Raw genomic sequence first — 15845 nt, 5'->3', positions numbered from 1 at the left:
TTCGTCGTGGCTTTTCCCCAAGGGTCACACCCGTTCCCATCCCGAACACGGCAGTTAAGACTTGGAGGGCCGATGATACTGCTCCTCACAGGAGTGGAAAAGTAGGTCGCTGCGACGTTAAATCCCCTCCGGGCCATCACATTTGATGGCCCGGAGCTGTTTTACTGATAAAATTCTTCTCCTATTTCGAGGAATCCATGCCCATCGAGGTCCGACTTCCCGACGACTCCCTCCGGCAGCTGGCCGAGGGTGCCACCGGAACCGACCTGGCGGCCGGTATTGGGGCTCGACTCCTGGAGGCGGCCCTGGCCGTCAAGGTGGATGGCCACCTGGCGGATCTGAAGGCCCCCCTGGCGAATGGGGCCAAAGTCGAAATCGTCACCAGCAAGACGCCGGAAAGCCTGGAATTGATCCGGCATTCCACGGCCCACCTGCTGGCCCACGCAGTGAAGCGCCTCTACCCGTACGCCCGGGTGGGCATCGGTCCGACCATCGAGGACGGTTTCTACTACGATTTCTGGGTGGAGAAACCCTTCACACCCGAGGATCTGCCGGTCATCGAGGCCGAGATGCGGAAGATCGTGGCCGAGGGCGTCGAGGTCGAACGGGAGGACCTGACGCGGGATGCCGCCGTAGCGCGGTTCCAGGCCATGGGCGAACCCCTGAAGGTCGAGGTCGTGTCGGGCATCCCGGCCGGCGACACCATCAGCGGCTACAAGCAGGGGGACTTCTACGACCTCTGCCGCGGCCCCCACGTGCCCAACACCTCGAAGCTGAAGGCCTTCAAGCTGCTCAGCATCGCGGGCGCCTATTGGAAGGGTGACGAGAAGAACCAGATGCTCAGCCGCATCTACGGCACCGCCTTCCATACCCAGAAGGAATTGGACGAGCACCTGAAGCGCCTTGAGGAGGCCAAGGCCCGCGACCACCGCAAGCTGGGCAAGGAGCTGGGGCTCTTCTCCTTCCATCCGGAGGCGCCGGCCTCCCCCTTCTTCCACCCCAAGGGCACCCAGGTCTACAACGAGCTGGTGACCTACATCCGCGAGCTGTACTTCAAGTACGGCTACGACGAAGTGATTACCCCCCAGATCCTGGATGTGGCCCTATGGAAGACCAGCGGTCACTACGAGAATTACGCTGAGAACATGTACTTCACCACCGCCGAGGAACGCGAATACGCGGTGAAGCCCATGAACTGCCCCGGCCACTGCCTCATGTTCGGCGCCCAGAAGCACAGCTACCGCGACCTGCCCATCCGCTACGCGGACTTCGGTCGCCTGCACCGCTACGAGCGCAGTGGCGTCACCCACGGGCTGACGCGCGTCCGCACGTTCTGCCAGGACGATGCCCATATCTACTGCACCCCCGACCAGATCAAGACCGAGATGGCCGCCTTCCTGGCCCTGCTGAAGGAGGTCTACGACACCTTCGGCTTCGAGGGCATGCGCGTGGCCCTCTCGACCCGCCCGGAGAAACGCCTGGGTTCGGACGAGATCTGGGATGCGGCCGAAGGCGCCCTGGGCGAGGCTCTGGACGAGGCCGGCATGCCCTATACCCTGAATCCGGGTGAAGGCGCCTTCTACGGGCCCAAGATCGAGTTCCAGATCCTGGACGCCCTCAAGCGCCCTTGGCAGCTGGGCACCCTCCAGGTGGACTACATGCTGCCCGAGCGCTTCGACCTGAACTACACCAAGGCCGACGGCACCGAGGGGCGCCCCGTCATGCTGCACCGGGCGATCCTGGGCAGCCTGGAGCGCTTCATGGGCATCCTGGTGGAGCACACCGGAGGGGCTTTCCCGGCCTGGCTCGCGCCCACGCAGGTGGCCATCCTGCCCATCACCGATCGGGCCAATGCCTTTGCCACTGAAGTCGCCGCCCGCGCGAAGGCCCTGGGGCTCCGGGCCGAGTTGGACCAGCGCAACGAAAGCCTGAAGGCCAAGATACGCGATGCCCAGTTGGCCAAGGTGCCCTACATGCTGGTGATCGGGGATCGCGAGGCCGAGGCGGGCACGGTGTCCGTCCGGCACCGGCACCGGGGTGACCTGGGCGTGCAGCCCCTGGACGGGTTCCTGACGGCCCTCGCGACCGAAGTGCAGGGACGGCAGCGTTGAACCTGTTTTCCTTGCTTGGCGAGAATCCATCCAAGTGGTAGACTTTTTGTCCTTGTGCAACTAGGGGAGGAACCATTCGTCCTAACGAGACCCGCATCAACGACGGCATCCGGGCCCCCGAGGTCCGCGTCATCTCCGAAGATGGCGAACAGCTCGGCTTGATGCCCCCCAACCAGGCCATCCGGATCGCAGAAGAACGTGGTTTGGATCTGGTGGAAGTGGCCGGAAATGCCAACCCGCCCGTCTGCAGGATCATGGACTACGGCAAGTACAAGTTCATGGAAGCGAAGCGGGAACACGCTGCCCGGGCCAAGCAGAAGAACATTGTGGTCAAGGAAGTGAAGTTCCGCCCCAAGACCGATGACCACGACTTCGACTTCAAGGTGAAGCACATCCTGCGGTTCCTGGAGGAAGAAGACAAAGTCAAGGTGGTGGTCATGTTCCGCGGACGCGAAGTCGTCCATCGCGACATCGGCTACCGGATCATTGAGGAAGTCATCCAGCGAGTCGGGGACAAGGCCATCGTCGAAAAGGGCGCCGGCATTGATGGACGCGACATGCACGCCATCCTCGCTCCCCGGATCATCGAAGTCCCCAAGGCGCCCAAGAAACCCAAGCCTGCCACACCCGAAACGCCAGCCACCGAAGCTCAAATCTAGCGAGGAACCCATGAGCGGTTACAAGATCAAGACCCACAAGGGCGCCCAGAAGCGCTTCAAGAAGACCGCCGGCGGCAAGTTTAAGCGCGGCTGCTCGCACCAGCGCCACATCCTGACCAAGAAGACCGCGAAGCGGAAGCGTCAGCTGGACATGGGCGCGATGGTGGCCAAGGCCGACCAGAAGGCCGTCGCCGCGATGCTGCCGTACGCGTGATGTCGTTTGGGGGTTCCGCGCTGCGCGCACACCCCCAAGCCCCCGCGCGCCGCGCAGGCATAGCCTGCTTCGCGCTTGTTCTCCCCAGCCACCGGTCCTAGAATCAGTGGTTCAACCCGGTGGCTGAGGCCACCCCCGATGAGGCCTTCAAACGCTCGTTCTGAGCTGCCTCGAGGAAAGGAAAGCACATGACTCGTGTAAAACGCGGTTTCAAGCGTGCCCAGCGCCGCAAGCGCATGATGAAGTTCGCCAAGGGCTTCTACGGCGCCAAGTCCCGCCTGTACCGGTCCGCCAAGGAAGCCGTCGAGAAGGCCCTCGGCTACGGCTACCGGGACCGCAAGGTCAAGAAGCGCGACTTCCGCCGTCTCTGGGTGGTGCGCATCAGCGCCGCCTGCACGCAGAACGGCACCAGCTACTCCAAGTTCATGGGCGGCCTGAAGAAGGCCTCCGTGGATCTCGACCGCAAGATCCTCGCGGATCTGGCCGTGCGCAATCCTGAAGCGTTTACCAAGCTCGTGGCCGTGGCCAAGGGCTGATCGCGAACGCAGCACATCGCAGACACCCGAAAGGCCGCGTGAGCGGCCTTTCTTTGTTTCGAGACACCTGCTCAGAGGGATCCATGGACCACCTGCTCCCAGTCGAGATTCTCGAGGCGGGCCACGCCTTTCCACAGGCCCTGGCTGCCTGTGGCGACCTGGATGCCCTGCTGCGCCTGAAGGGTGCCTACGTGGGCCGGGAGGGCAGCCATGCGGCCCGCCTGATGGAGCTGCTGAAGGGCGCGCCCAAGGAGCAGAAGCGGGACCTGGGTGCGGCCATCAACGCCCTCAAGCAGCAGTGGGAGGAGGGCCTCAAGGCCCGCCAGGCGGAGCTGGAGGCGGCGAAGAAGAACCTGAACGCGCTGGCCTCAAGCTGGGACCCTTCGCTGCCTCCGCCGGTGCCGGCCCGCGGCGCGCTCCATCCCCTGAACCGCCTCATGGACCGGCTGGTGGAGGTCTTCCGCCCCCTGGGTTTCCATGTGGAGGAGGGCCCGGAGATCGAGACCGAGGCTCACAACTTCGACGGCCTGAACATCCCCGAGGATCATCCGGCCAAGGCTTCGTCAGACACCTTCTACCTCGCTGCCCATCCGGAGCTGCTGCTCCGCACACACACCAGTCCCGTGCAGGTGCGCACCCTCCTGCGCGTGGCGCCGAGCCTGGAACGGCACGGTGGCATCCGGTTTTTGGCACCGGGCCGCGTCTACCGCAAGGATGAGATCGACCCCACCCACAGCCCCATGTTCCACCAGGTGGAGGGCATGCTTGTGGGCCACGACATCGGCATGCAGCACCTCAAGGGCACGCTGGAATACGCCCTGCGCGCGCTGTTCGGCCCCCACACGGAGATCCGCCTGCGGCCTTCGTACTTCCCCTTCGTGGAACCAGGCTGCGAGGTGGACGTGAGCTGCCCGCTGTGTGACGCCAAGGGCTGCCGCGTGTGCAAGGGCTCCGGCTGGGTCGAGATTCTGGGTGCGGGTCTCCTCCACCCGAACGTGCTCCGGTATGCCGGCATCGACCCCGAGGAGTGGTCCGGCTGGGCCTTCGGCATGGGCGTGGAGCGCATGGCCATGATGTTGAGCCAGACACCGGACCTGCGCCTGTTCTTCGAGAACGACCAGCGCTTTCTCAAGGCCATGGGAGGGCTCGACTGATGTGGATCGAACGCAAGGCCCTCGCCGCTGAAATCCCCGCCGCCGCGGCCCTGGACACCCGCCAGCTCTGCGAGCTGCTGGCCGCCCTGGGCTTCCCCGTGGATGGCGTCGCGTCCCGGGAAGGCACCGAGGTGGTGGATGTGGATATCACCGCCAATCGTGGCGACGCCATGTCCCACCGCGGCATGGCCCGCGAAGTGGCCGCGAAGCTCCAGCAACCCCTGGCACCCGTGGCCCCGCCCTCGGTGCACGAGGGTGCGCCCAGGGTTCCCGTGCGCCTGGAAAGCCCCGCCTGTCCCCTCTACGCCACGGCCCTGCTGAGCCTCGGGAAGGGCACCACCCCACTGGAGGCCCAGGCCTTCCTGCGGGCCCTGGAATCGTCTCCGAAATGCCTCCCCGCGGTGGACGCGTCCAATGAGCTGCTGCACCGCTACGGGCATCCCACCCACGCCTTCGATGCGGACCGCATCCAAGGCGCGGTGTCCGTGCGCTGGGCTAAGGCCGGAGAAACCCTGGTGACGCTGGATGGCGTGACCCGCTCGCTGGCAGCCCAGGATCTCGTCATCGCCGACGAGGCCGGCCCCATCGCCCTGGCTGGCGTCATGGGCGGCGAGGGCACCAAGGTGACAGAAACCACCCGCCGCGTGCTGCTGGAGAGCGCCTGGTTCGACCCGAAGACCGTGCGCGCCACGGCCCGCCGCCACAACCTGCATACGGACGCCTCCCATCGCTTCGGTCGGGGCGCGGATCCCGGCATGGCCGTGGTGGCCCGGGACCTCCTGGTGGATCGCCTCCAGACCTGGGCTGGCGCCACCCTGGAAGGAGCCTGGACCGCGGGTTCCCTGCCCGCGCCCGATGCCTCCGTGCTGCTGCCAGAGGCCATGTTCATGCGCGTGGCGGGCGAGCCATTGACCCTGGCCGAAGCCTCCGGAATCCTGCGCCGCCTGGGCTGCGAGGTGACGGTGAAGGCCGGGGCCCTGATCGTCCAGCCGCCCACCTGGCGCCACGACCTGACCATCCCGGATGATCTGGCGGAAGAGGTGCTGCGCCTCCGTGGTTACGAGCACATTCCTTCGGTGCTCCCGGCCCTGGAGGGTCCCCCCCGGCCCCTCGCCGCGGGGTACCTCCAGCGGCAGGCGCTGGCCCGTCGTCTGGCGCACCTGGGCTTCCACCAGACCGTGACCTACGGCTTCATCAGCCCGGAGGCAGACGCCGCCTTTGCGGCGCAGGACAACGCCCCCGAAGGGCGCACCCTGGCCAATCCCCTCGGGCAGGAGTATTCGGTGATGCGGGGGACCCTGCTGTCCAGCCTCCGGGCGACGGCGGAGCAGAACCTCCGCCAGGGCGCTCGGGAAGTCCGCCTCTTCGAGGTGGCCCCCACCTACACCAGTGGCCCGGAGGGGCCCACCGAGCGGTATACCCTGGGCCTCGCCTGGGGCGGCACCCTGGGGGGCGAGGACTACCTGAGCCCCGCCCGGCCCGTGCGGGAAGCCGACCTCGTCGGCATGGCTCTCGATCTGGGTCTGACCTCGCGGCCCGAGGTGCGCTCCCTGGGCGAAGGCCTGTTCGGGTTCGAGCTCCCCGTGTCGGATCTGCCCCAAGCCGGGGCGCGGATCATCCCTACCTTCCGCCCCTTCAGCCGCTTCCCTGCCGTGGAGCGCGACTTGTCCCTCCTGGTGGACCTGGGCCAGTCCCACGAGGCCCTGGCGGCGGCCATGCGGGCGGCCGTGCCGGGGGACACGCTCCAGGATCTCCGCTGCGTGGACGTGTTCCGGCACAAGAGCCTGCCCGAAGGCCGTCAGGCCTGGCTGATGCGCCTGCGCTTCCAGGCGGACCGGACGCTGGTCGGAGGCGAGGTGGACGAGTGGATGGCCTCGGCCCTGGCTGCGGCGGAATCCCTCGGCGCCAAGCTGCGGGCCTAGGGGTTGCGGGCGTAGAATCCCCAGAGAGGCATCCATGGACCTGCTGAAACAACTCGAATCGAAGATGCAATCCCTCGTCCAACAGCGTAACCAGCTGAAGGAAGAGCTAGATGCACTGAAAGCCGCCGGGGCGGCCGGAGACCAGGAATTGCAGTCCCTCCGGGCCCGGTTGGAGGAGGCCTTGGCCGAGAAGACGGCCCTGGAGAAGGACCGCGAGGCGGTGAAGACGCAGGTGGCCGCCATCCTGCAGGCCCTGGAGGCCCTGGGATGAAATCCCAGCCGCCCCTGCCGGGCGTCCAGACCGCCTCGGTGTCGGTCCTGGGGCGGGAGCTCCAGGTCCAGACGGAGCGGCCCGAGACCCTGGCGGCCGCCGTCCGGATCCTGGAAGAGACCTTCCGCGACATGGATTCGCAATGCCAGTTAAGATGGGGGAGCGTCCCGAAGGGCCTCGACACCCCGTCCTGGTACCTCCTGGGCGCCCTGAACTTGGCGCACCGCGTGGCGCGCCTGGAACAGGAAGCCAACCAGCACAACCAGAACCTGGAACAGACTCTTTCGAAGTTGCTGAACGATGTTCCGGACGAACCTTCCGCCCCCGTGCCATTCCTCGACGAGGACGGAGACTGATTTTCCCTGCGAGGCCCGTGATCATGGCCAAGCGCTTGTTCCGTAAGTCGACCTGGGAGACCTTCCCCCTGTCCTGTGCGTTCCGCGCGTCGGCGCGCCTTAGCCAGGGATTCTGGTCTCCCCCCTACTAACTAGGGAACTCGGCAAGCCTCCACGACTGAGCGGGGATTTTCTTTCACATTCTGATGCTGGTGGCTCTTCGGATCCTCATTCCCTGGAGTCGCCCATGAACCTGATCAGCTGGATTTTTCTCCTCCTCTTCTTCGCCGCGGCCGGCGTCGGCCTGCTGATGGCCCTGCGGGCGCAGAAGGCCACGGTGGACGCCTCCCAGGCCCAGGCCCGCGCCGAAGCCGACGTCAAGGTCCAGCGCGAGAAGCTGCTGGAAGAGGCCAAGCGCGAGGCCCAGCGGCTTCGGGAGCGGGGCGAGCAGGAGGCGGAGGCCCTCCGCAAGGAATCCGATCTGAAGGCCAAGGAGCAGGCGCTCCATGCCCGGCAGGAGGCCGAGAAGCTGCTGGCCGAACGCCAGTCCAATCTGGAAAAGCAGGAGCAGCGGCTCCAATCGAAGGAAACCGGCCTCCAATCCAAGGAAGAGGGCCTGGACAAGAAGCTTCAGCAGGTGGAGCAGAAGGCCAAGGATCTCGAGACCCTGGCCGAGAAGCGCAAGGCCGAACTCGAGAAGCTGGAAGCTCAGCAGGCGGAGGCGAAACTGCTCGTGGAGGCCCAGGCGAAGCGCCTCGAGGAGGTGGCTGGTCTCACCCGCGAGGACGCCAAGAAGGAACTGATCAGCCAGCTCGAATACGCCGCGAAGATGGATGCCGCCAAGCTGGTGCGGCGCATCGACGAGGAGGCTCAGGAGGAGGCCGCCAAGAAGGCGCGCTGGACCATCGGCGCCGCCATCCAGCGCGTGGCCTCGGATGTGGTGGCAGAGCAGTCTGTGAGCTCGGTCCAGCTGCCCAGCGACGACCTCAAGGGTCGCATCATCGGCCGCGAGGGCCGCAACATCCGCGCCCTGGAGAAGGCCACGGGCTGCGACCTCATCGTGGATGACACGCCGGAGAGCATCGTCGTCTCCAGCTTCGACCCCATCCGCCGAGAAGTGGCCCGGCAGGCCATCCTCAAGCTGCTGGCCGATGGCCGCATCCACCCCGCCCGCATCGAGGAGGTGGTGGAGAAGGTCAAGGTGGACATGGACCAGCACCTGAAGGAGATCGGCGAGGCCGCCTGCATCGAGCTGGGCTTCCCGGATGTCCACCCCAAGATGCACAAGCTGGTGGGCCGCCTGAACTACCGCACGTCGTACGGCCAGAACGTGCTGGAGCACACCAAGGAAGTCGCCCGCATCGCCGAGTACATGGCCGGCGAGATGGGCGCGGATGCCCGGCTGGCCCGGCGCGCAGGGCTCTTCCACGACATCGGCAAGGCCATTGACCGCGAGGTGGAGGGCACCCACATCGAGATCGGCATGCAGCTGATGCAGCGCTATGGCGAGAAGGAAGAGGTCATCCACGCCATGAGCTGCCACCACGGGGACTTCGAACCCCGCACGGTGGAGGCCATGCTCATCACGGCCGCCGACGCCCTCAGCGCCGCCCGCCCCGGGGCCCGCCGCGAGATGCTGGAGACCTACGTCAAGCGCCTCGAGAAGCTCGAGGAGATCGCCGGCAGCTACAAGGGCGTGCAGAAGAGCTACGCCATGCAGGCCGGGCGCGAGATCCGCATCCTGGTGGACGCCGGCTCCGTCAACGACGACCAGGCCTACTGGATCGCCAAGGATGTCAGCCGCCGCATCGAATCCGAGATGCAGTACCCCGGCCAGATCAAGGTCACGGTCATGCGGGAACTCCGGGCGGTGGAAATCGCACGATAGGGATGGGACGCGTCTGATAGAGTCCTGACAGACATCTCCTGTCGGTCAGCCGCCCGTGGACGCCACCCCGCCCCAGCCCCCTGATTCCACCCCTTCCGGTGAGGCTGCGGGTGCGGCGGAACTGAGGCGACACCACGCGGAGGGAATCTATTCCCTGGGCCTCGCCCGCACCCGCGAGGAGGTCTCCCGGGTGCTTCTCGGCCGCGCGTCGGAGATCCTGCCGGGCGCCCATTGGTTCCTGGGCAGGGTCGACGAACGCGAGGACCGGAGAGTCTTGGACCTGGCCGCTCTCACCCCGGTCCTGAAGGCACGCCTCGGGCCGGTGCTCCAGGCCTCCGGCCTCTCCCTCCTCGACACGGGGCTGGTGCGGGAGATCTGCGATCACCATCGGCTGGGCTGGGTCACGGACGCCCTGGCCTCGCCGGGAATGGTGCCGCCGCCCCTGGTAGAGGCCACAGCCCTTCGGAGCCTGCTCGGCGTGCCCCTGGTCTTCGAGGGGCGCCTCACGGGGGTGCTCTTCGCGGCCACCTTCCAGGAGGAAGGGGCCTTCTTCCCGGACGAGGAAATGCGGGCCGTCCTCCAGAGCCTCGCCCGGATCAGCGCCCTGGTCCTGGAGCGCATCCAGGCGGAGGCCCGTCTCGCGGAAACGGCCCTCCTGTTCCGGGATCTGGCCCGGGCCGTGCACGATCTGGCCGAGGCGGCAGACGAGGACGTCCTGGTCGCCCAGCTGTTCCAATGGGCCAGAAAACTCGCCCCCCTGCCGGAGTGGTGGTTCAACCGGTACGATCCCTCGACCCGCACCTGCCGCACCACCCATTGGACCCCCGGCCTGGAAGCCTTTGGCACGGTCGAAGCCATCCGGAGGCCCGATCCCGTGGATGGAGATCCCATCCTCGAGCGGGTCCACCTCCGGCAGAAGGCGGTCCACATCCGCCGCTGGGAGGATCTCCCGGCCCGGCCGGGTTGGCAGGCTTGGCCGGGGCCCCTCCGCACCTGGGTGGGGCTGCCCCTGGCCCATGAGCACACCGTGGTCGGATCGCTCAGCGGGGGATCCTACGGAGATCAGGGCCACGTGGCGATCTCTGAAGAGCAGTTCGAGGCCATTCAGGGCCTGGCGGAAACCGCCGGCCTGGTGCTGAACCGTCTCCACGCCCTGAAGGCCTTGGAGGCGCAGGAGAACCGATTCCGACTGCTGTTCGAGCAATCGCCGGACCCCACGGCCCTCCTGGCCCGGGGCCTGATCCTGGACGTGAACAAGGCCGCCGAGGATCTGCTCGGGCACCGGAGGCAGGCCCTGATGGGGCTCGATCCCATCCACCTGAGCCCGGCCCTGCAACCCGCGGGGGCGCCCAGCCGAGAGGCGGCCCTGGCCTTCCTGGCGGAAGTGAAGACGGGACTCCGCAACCGGTTCGAGTGGACCTTCCTTCATGCGAGTGGCCGCGAGATCCCCTGCGAGGTGGCCATCACCCAGTACCTCCTGGATTCTGAGCGCATCTACCACGCCGTGTTCCGCGACCTCACGGAGCAGAAGCGGACCGAGGCGGAGCGCGCCCTCCTTGAGCGGCAGCTGTTCCAGGCCCAAAAGATGGAAAGCCTGGGGGTCCTGGCGGGGGGCATCGCCCACGACTTCAACAACCTGCTCATGGGCGTCCTGGGGCATGCAGGCCTGGCGCTGGAGCAGCTCAACCCCCTCCACCCCGTCAAACGCAACCTGGAGGCCATCCAGAAGGCGGGCCAGCGGGCCGCGGACTTGACCCGCCAGATGTTGGCCTATTCGGGCCGCGGGCGGTTCGAGGTGCGGAATCTGGACCTCACGGTCCAGGTGGAGGAGATGCTCCACCTGCTGGAGGTGAGCCTCCCGAAGACCGTGGTGCTCAACCTCAGACTGCAGAAGGGGCTGCCCGCGGTATCAGCGGATGCCTCCCAGATCCAGCAAGTGATCATGAACCTGGTCATCAATGCCGCGGAGGCCATCGGCGAGGCCTCTGGGTCGATCACCCTCACCACCGGGGCCCAGCGCGTGAACGAGGTCGCGGCCCAGACCATGCTCGTAGGCCAGGACGTGGTCCCGGGCATCTACGTGTATCTGGAGGTGGCGGATACCGGCTGCGGCATGGACCAGGACACCTTGAGCCGCATCTTCGAACCGTTCTTCACCACCAAGTTCACGGGCCGGGGCCTGGGTCTCTCCGCCATCATGGGCATCGTCCGGGGCCACAAGGGGGCTCTGCGCGTGTACTCGGAGCCGGGCCACGGAACCACCTTCAAGGTGCTCCTGCCGGCCCTGGGCATGGGCACCGAGGGCGAGGCCGCCCAGATGGAGGAATCGCAGTGGACGGGCAGCGGCCTGGTCTTGGTGGTGGATGACGACGAGACCGTGCGGGCCGTGGCCAGGCAGACCCTGGAGATGAAGGGCTTCCAGGTGCTGGAGGCCCAGGATGGCCAGGAGGCTGTGGACCTGGTGCGGGCCCGGGGGTCGGCCATCGGTGTCGTCCTCCTGGACATGACCATGCCCCGGATGGGCGGCGAGGAGGCCTTCCGCGAGATGCGGCTGCTCCAGCCCGACCTCCGCGTGGTCCTGAGCTCGGGCTACAACGAAGTCGAGTCCATGGGCCGCTTCCGGGGCAAGGGACTGAAGGGATTCATCCAGAAGCCCTATGGCCCCAGGGAACTGCTGGCCAAGATCCAGGACATCCTGGAAAGTTGATCCATGCGCACGGTCCTGCTGCTCGTCCTCAGCAATGTATTTATGACCTTCGCCTGGTACGGGCATCTGAAGCACCATCGGGACAGCCCGCTGTGGTTGGCGATCCTGGCCAGCTGGGGCATTGCCTTCTTTGAATACTGCCTCATGGTCCCCGCGAACCGCGTGGGCTTCGGACGCTTCACCCTTCCGCAGCTGAAGGTGATCCAGGAGGTGGTGACGCTCCTGGTGTTCGCCGTGTTTGCGGTGGCATGGATGCGGGAGCGGCTGCACCTCAACCATCTCTGGGCGGGGCTCTGCCTGGTGGGCGCCGTGTTCTTCATGTTCCGGAAGTAGCCAGAAGCAGCGGACCCCCCCTTCATGGCTCCATGTGGATGATGCCCCGCCGAAGGGCGACCATGGTGGCCTCGGTGCGGTCCTTCACCTGGAGTTTCCGCAGCAGGTTGTTCACGTGGATTTTCACCGTGGGTTCCGCGAGGCCGAGTTCGTCGGCGATCTCGCGGTTCCTTTGCCCCTGGGCGAGGAGGCGCAGAACATCCAGTTCCCGGGCGGTGAGCCGCTCGGATTCCATCCCCTCCACCAGCCGCGCGGCAGTGGCGGGCGGCAGGTACCGCTGCCCTGCGGCCACGGCGCGGACGGCCTCGATGAGGGTGCCCCGCCGCATGTTCTTCAGCAGGTAGCCCCGGGCCCCGGCTTCCAGGGCGCGCTGGATGTCGGCGTCACCATCGAAAGTGGTCAGCACCAGGACGCGCGCGTCCGGGTCCTCCCGCCGGATGGCGGTGATGGCCTCTACACCCGTCTGCCCGGGCAGTTGGAGATCCATGATGGTGACCGTGGGACGCAGGGTGCGCCAGGCCGTCACGGCCTCCTTGCCGTCGCCCGCCTCGCCGACCACTTCGAGGTCGGGTTCCGCCTGATGGAGGATGGCGACGAGGCCATCACGCACCACCGGGTGGTCGTCCACGATGAGCAGACGAATCGGAGCGGAAGGGATCGTGGTCATGGGCGCCACCTCCGAAGGGGCAGGATGATGGTGATGCGAGTTCCCCGGCCGAGTCCACTGTCGATATCGATGTGGCCGTGGAGCTGCTTCAGGGTTTCACGAATGCTGCGAAGGCCATAGCCCGCAGCGCCAGCGGCGGGGTCGAAGCCCCGGCCGTCGTCCTCGATGCGGAGGCCCACCTGGCGCGCCCCGTGCTGGACGGTGACGCGCACCCACTGCGCCTTGCCATGGCGGAGGGCATTGGTGAGGGCCTCCTGGGCCATGCGCAGCAGTTCCTCTTCCAGGCGGGAATCCAGGCGCCTCGGTTCCCCCGACTGGGCCAGTTCCACCCGGATGCCCGTGCCTGCGAGCAGGCGATCGGAAAGGATGCGGATGGACTCCAGCAGGTCGGTGCCTTCGGGCTTGCGGGGGCTCAGGGCCATCACGGAGCGGCGGGCCTCCTGGAGGCTGGCGGCAGCCAGTTCGCGGGCATGGCCGATGCGCGTGAGCACCGGCTCGGGGTCGCCTTCCATGCGGGCCAGCCTGGCTTCGGCGGCCTCGAGTTGCAGCAGGACGCCCGTGAAACCCTGGGCCAGATGGTCGTGGATCTCCCGGGCCATGCGGTTGCGTTCATCCAGGACGGCAGAGCGGGCCTCGACCTGCTGGAGGCGGAGGCGCAGCAACCACCACCCGAAGAGCCCGGCGCCGGCGGCGCACAGGACCCAGAATACCGGGCGCTGGTGGAAGAAGGGCTGGACCGCGACCTCCAGGGACACCTCCTGGGCGGGGGCGAGTTCGCCCGGCCGCCAGGCCTGGAGGAGGAAGCGGCGCTTGCCCGGGGGCAGGTTCGAGTACACCGCGAACCGGCGGTCCCCGACTTCGTTCCAGCCCGGGTCGATCCCCTCCATGCGGTATCGGAATCGCACTTTCTCGGCGCCCGTGAGGCTGATGCCCGTGTAGTGGATCTCCAGCCGGTGGCTGCCCGGCGCCAGGTTCAGGGGGCCTTGGACCGGAAGCGCCGATTCGTCGCTCAGCACTTTCACCAGGCGCAAGCGGAGGGGTGGAGAAGCAGGGGGCAGATCGTGGCAATCGGCGTGGGCCATGCCCCGGCTGGTGGGCACCCAGATCTCCCCCTCCTGCGTGAGCCAGGCGGCAGGCTGGGGACCCCCGTGCGTTTCCCGGGCCGGCAGGCCGTCCCAATGATCAAAGGCGGCGAGGGGAGAGGGGCCGGAGGCCGGGAGGCCCTGGATCAGGGCGGATCGCGACACCCGCAGCACCCCCTGGCTGGTGCTGAGCCAGAGGTTCTGATCCGCGTCCTCCAGAATGGCGTGGATGCTGGTCTTCAGCAGTCCCTCCGGGCTGGCGAACCCACGGAACGAGTCGTTCTGAAAGAGGCGCAGGCCGTCCGCGGTGCCCACCCAGAGGGCGCCCGCGGCATCCAGATGCAGCGCCTGGACCCCGGCGGATCCCAGCCCCTGAGCTGGCCCGAACCAGTGCAGCCCTTCGTCGTCCAGGATCCCGAGACCCTGCGAAGGGCTGGCCAGATAGAGGGGGACGGCACCGCCGCCAGCCATGGCGGCCACGCCCCGGGCCAGGGGAAAGATCCGCGGGGCCCCGTTGGGCGGAAGCTTCAGCAGGCCCTGGCGGGGTGTGGCGATCCACAGGAGGCCGGCAGGATCTTCGTAAAGGGAGAGGATCCCATCGGGCCGGGGCCCGTCTTGCCAGGCCACGGCCTGGGCCTTCCCGCGCTCCAGGAAGAACAGCCCACCGCCTTGGGTGCCCAGCCAGAGGCCCCCGCTTCGGCGGGGCCACAGGGCGGAGATGGGGCCGGGGCCCGGCATTCCGGCGATGTTGACCGGCTCGATGTGACCCTCGCGGACTTGGCCGAGGGACTGGTCCCCCGTGAGGCACCACACCGTGCCAGCCGAGTCCTGGCAGACCATCCGGGCCGCCGCCTCAGGTTCCGGACCCTTCACCGGCACCGCTTTGAACGGCACGGCAAAGGTGGCGCGAAGGCCGCGGTCCTCGCTCCCCACCCACAGCGTGCCCGCCCGGTCCTCCAGCAGGCAGAGCACGGTCCAACGAACCTGCGGTCCGTCGGGAGCCGCCTCCACCCGGCCGTCGCGGGTCCGGTGGAACAGGCCCGCATGCTCCGTCCCGATCCACAGGCCTCCGCCCCGGTCGGCCCGGAGAGTGGTGATGGATCTGGCGGGCAGGGCTCCGTTTCCAGCCGAGGGCTCCAGATGGCCCTCCACGAGGGTGAGCAGCCCCTGAGTCCGGGTTCCCACCCACACGGTTCCGCTGGCATCCAATTCCAGGGCCGTGATGTCCCCGGCGGACAGGGTGACGAGTTCCAGCCGCCGGTTGCGGAAGCGCCAAAGCCCAGAACCGGCGGCGCCGATCCAGAGATTGCCCTCGCGGTCGGCGGCCATGGCCTGGATCCGCAGCTGGGCGGCATCGCACGGGACCGGCTCGAACCGTTCACCGGTCAGACGCAGGAGCGGGCCCTCCGCCGGGGCCGCCCAGACGGTGCCCTTGGAGTCGGCAAGCAGGTGGAGGATGGGGCGCTCGGGCAGACCTTCCGCCGAACCGAGTGCGATGAAGGTGCCGTTCTTCAGGCGGAAGAGCCCCGGTTCCGAGGTCCCGATCCACAGGCTGCCATCCGGGGTTTCAGCCAGCCCTCGCACATCATCGTGGGAAAAGACGGGTGCCTCGGTTCGGGAGAAGCGGTCGAACCGGGCCCCATCGAACCGGAACAGGCCGTCCTCGGTGCCGATCCACAGGTACCCGTCGCGGCCTTCCAGCAGGGTCGTGACGGTGTCCTGCGCCAGGCCCGCCTCGCCGCGCCAGATCCGATGGATCTGCCCCTGGGGCCGGGGTGGGATCGAAGCCAAGGCGATGAGCGGGCCGGATAGGGTGCTCCAAAGCGACAGGGCGACGGCAAAGTGCCATCCAGCCCAGCCCCGGCGGAGGCGGTGGAAGTCGGCCCATATGATGGTCATGGAAGCAGCAGGTTAGGCCATCCAGCGCCCGTGGGCAATGAGGATCTCTTAGGCAGAAAGGTTTAAG

At 67.3% G+C, this 15845-nt stretch carries 13 protein-coding genes and 1 rRNA gene; 12 read left to right on the top strand and 2 right to left on the bottom strand.

The annotated features are described in order from the left end of the window. The first annotated feature begins 2 nt into the window (after positions 1–2). The 12 genes from rrf to NOV65_RS08950 all read left to right on the top strand — a co-directional run bounded on the left by rrf (position 3) and on the right by NOV65_RS08950 (position 12130). Positions 3–118, top strand: a 5S ribosomal RNA gene (rrf, locus tag NOV65_RS09005). A gap of 79 nt (positions 119–197) precedes the next feature. Next, positions 198–2111 carry a threonine--tRNA ligase gene (thrS, locus tag NOV65_RS09000; protein WP_257305992.1) on the top strand — a complete coding sequence of 638 codons (1914 nt, stop codon included), beginning with the start codon at positions 198–200 and terminating at the stop codon, positions 2109–2111. A gap of 74 nt (positions 2112–2185) precedes the next feature. Next, a complete protein-coding gene (infC, locus tag NOV65_RS08995) occupies positions 2186–2770 on the top strand; it encodes a translation initiation factor IF-3 (protein WP_341849962.1) in 585 nt (194 codons plus the stop codon). 10 nt (positions 2771–2780) lie between these two features. Further along, positions 2781–2984, top strand: coding sequence for a 50S ribosomal protein L35 (gene rpmI / locus NOV65_RS08990; protein ID WP_257305990.1), 204 nt, complete (start codon positions 2781–2783; stop codon positions 2982–2984). Between the two features lie 188 nt (positions 2985–3172). Beyond that, a complete protein-coding gene (gene rplT / locus NOV65_RS08985) occupies positions 3173–3520 on the top strand; it encodes a 50S ribosomal protein L20 (protein WP_026853513.1) in 348 nt (115 codons plus the stop codon). 83 nt (positions 3521–3603) lie between these two features. Further along, positions 3604–4674, top strand: a complete 1071-nt coding sequence (locus tag NOV65_RS08980; RefSeq protein ID WP_257305987.1) for a phenylalanine--tRNA ligase subunit alpha — start codon at positions 3604–3606, stop codon at positions 4672–4674. Beyond that, on the top strand, positions 4674–6596 hold the full coding sequence (locus tag NOV65_RS08975; protein ID WP_257305985.1) for a phenylalanine--tRNA ligase subunit beta: 1923 nt from the start codon (positions 4674–4676) through the stop codon (positions 6594–6596). The genes NOV65_RS08980 and NOV65_RS08975 overlap by 1 nt, the downstream gene beginning before the upstream one ends. 34 nt (positions 6597–6630) lie before the next feature. Next, positions 6631–6867: a cell division protein ZapB gene (zapB, locus tag NOV65_RS08970; protein WP_257305983.1), complete on the top strand. Its 237-nt coding sequence runs from the start codon at positions 6631–6633 to the stop codon at positions 6865–6867. Then, complete coding sequence (zapA, locus tag NOV65_RS08965) at positions 6864–7223, top strand: cell division protein ZapA (RefSeq protein WP_257305981.1); 360 nt, start codon at positions 6864–6866, stop codon at positions 7221–7223. The genes zapB and zapA overlap by 4 nt, the downstream gene beginning before the upstream one ends. A gap of 232 nt (positions 7224–7455) precedes the next feature. After that, the gene (gene rny / locus NOV65_RS08960; protein WP_425250847.1) at positions 7456–9090 is read left to right on the top strand and encodes a ribonuclease Y; all 1635 of its coding nucleotides are present in this window, start codon (positions 7456–7458) and stop codon (positions 9088–9090) included. A gap of 55 nt (positions 9091–9145) precedes the next feature. Next, positions 9146–11797 carry a hybrid sensor histidine kinase/response regulator gene (locus NOV65_RS08955; RefSeq protein WP_257305976.1) on the top strand — a complete coding sequence of 884 codons (2652 nt, stop codon included), beginning with the start codon at positions 9146–9148 and terminating at the stop codon, positions 11795–11797. Positions 11798–11800: 3 nt separating this feature from the next. Further along, positions 11801–12130, top strand: a complete 330-nt coding sequence (locus tag NOV65_RS08950; RefSeq protein ID WP_257305974.1) for a DMT family protein — start codon at positions 11801–11803, stop codon at positions 12128–12130. Between the two features lie 22 nt (positions 12131–12152). Here the strand turns inward: NOV65_RS08950 and NOV65_RS08945 are convergent, their stop codons facing one another. Together NOV65_RS08945 and NOV65_RS08940 are read right to left on the bottom strand one after the other, a co-directional pair. After that, positions 12153–12797 (bottom strand): response regulator, encoded by a 645-nt coding sequence (locus NOV65_RS08945; protein WP_257305973.1) that lies wholly within the window; start codon positions 12795–12797, stop codon positions 12153–12155. Next, positions 12794–15778 (bottom strand): sensor histidine kinase, encoded by a 2985-nt coding sequence (locus NOV65_RS08940; RefSeq protein WP_257305971.1) that lies wholly within the window; start codon positions 15776–15778, stop codon positions 12794–12796. The genes NOV65_RS08945 and NOV65_RS08940 overlap by 4 nt, the downstream gene beginning before the upstream one ends. Between the last annotated feature and the right edge of the window lie 67 nt (positions 15779–15845).

Source organism: Geothrix campi (genome assembly GCF_024609265.1).
Taxonomy (GTDB): Bacteria; Acidobacteriota; Holophagae; order Holophagales; family Holophagaceae; genus Geothrix; species Geothrix campi.
This window is presented reverse-complemented; position numbering and strand designations above follow the sequence as displayed.

Excerpts from the sequence above, each read along its gene's own strand:
- thrS (WP_257305992.1), top strand. The coding sequence starts at position 198 with ATGCCCATCGAGGTCCGACTTCCCGACGACTCCCTCCGGCAGCTGGCC.
- rpmI (WP_257305990.1), top strand. The coding sequence starts at position 2,781 with ATGAGCGGTTACAAGATCAAGACCCACAAGGGCGCCCAGAAGCGCTTC.
- rplT (WP_026853513.1), top strand. The coding sequence starts at position 3,173 with ATGACTCGTGTAAAACGCGGTTTCAAGCGTGCCCAGCGCCGCAAGCGC.
- NOV65_RS08980 (WP_257305987.1), top strand. The coding sequence starts at position 3,604 with ATGGACCACCTGCTCCCAGTCGAGATTCTCGAGGCGGGCCACGCCTTT.
- NOV65_RS08975 (WP_257305985.1), top strand. The coding sequence starts at position 4,674 with ATGTGGATCGAACGCAAGGCCCTCGCCGCTGAAATCCCCGCCGCCGCG.
- zapB (WP_257305983.1), top strand. The coding sequence starts at position 6,631 with ATGGACCTGCTGAAACAACTCGAATCGAAGATGCAATCCCTCGTCCAA.
- zapA (WP_257305981.1), top strand. The coding sequence starts at position 6,864 with ATGAAATCCCAGCCGCCCCTGCCGGGCGTCCAGACCGCCTCGGTGTCG.
- NOV65_RS08950 (WP_257305974.1), top strand. The coding sequence starts at position 11,801 with ATGCGCACGGTCCTGCTGCTCGTCCTCAGCAATGTATTTATGACCTTC.
- NOV65_RS08945 (WP_257305973.1), bottom strand. The coding sequence starts at position 12,797 with ATGACCACGATCCCTTCCGCTCCGATTCGTCTGCTCATCGTGGACGAC.
- NOV65_RS08940 (WP_257305971.1), bottom strand. The coding sequence starts at position 15,778 with ATGACCATCATATGGGCCGACTTCCACCGCCTCCGCCGGGGCTGGGCT.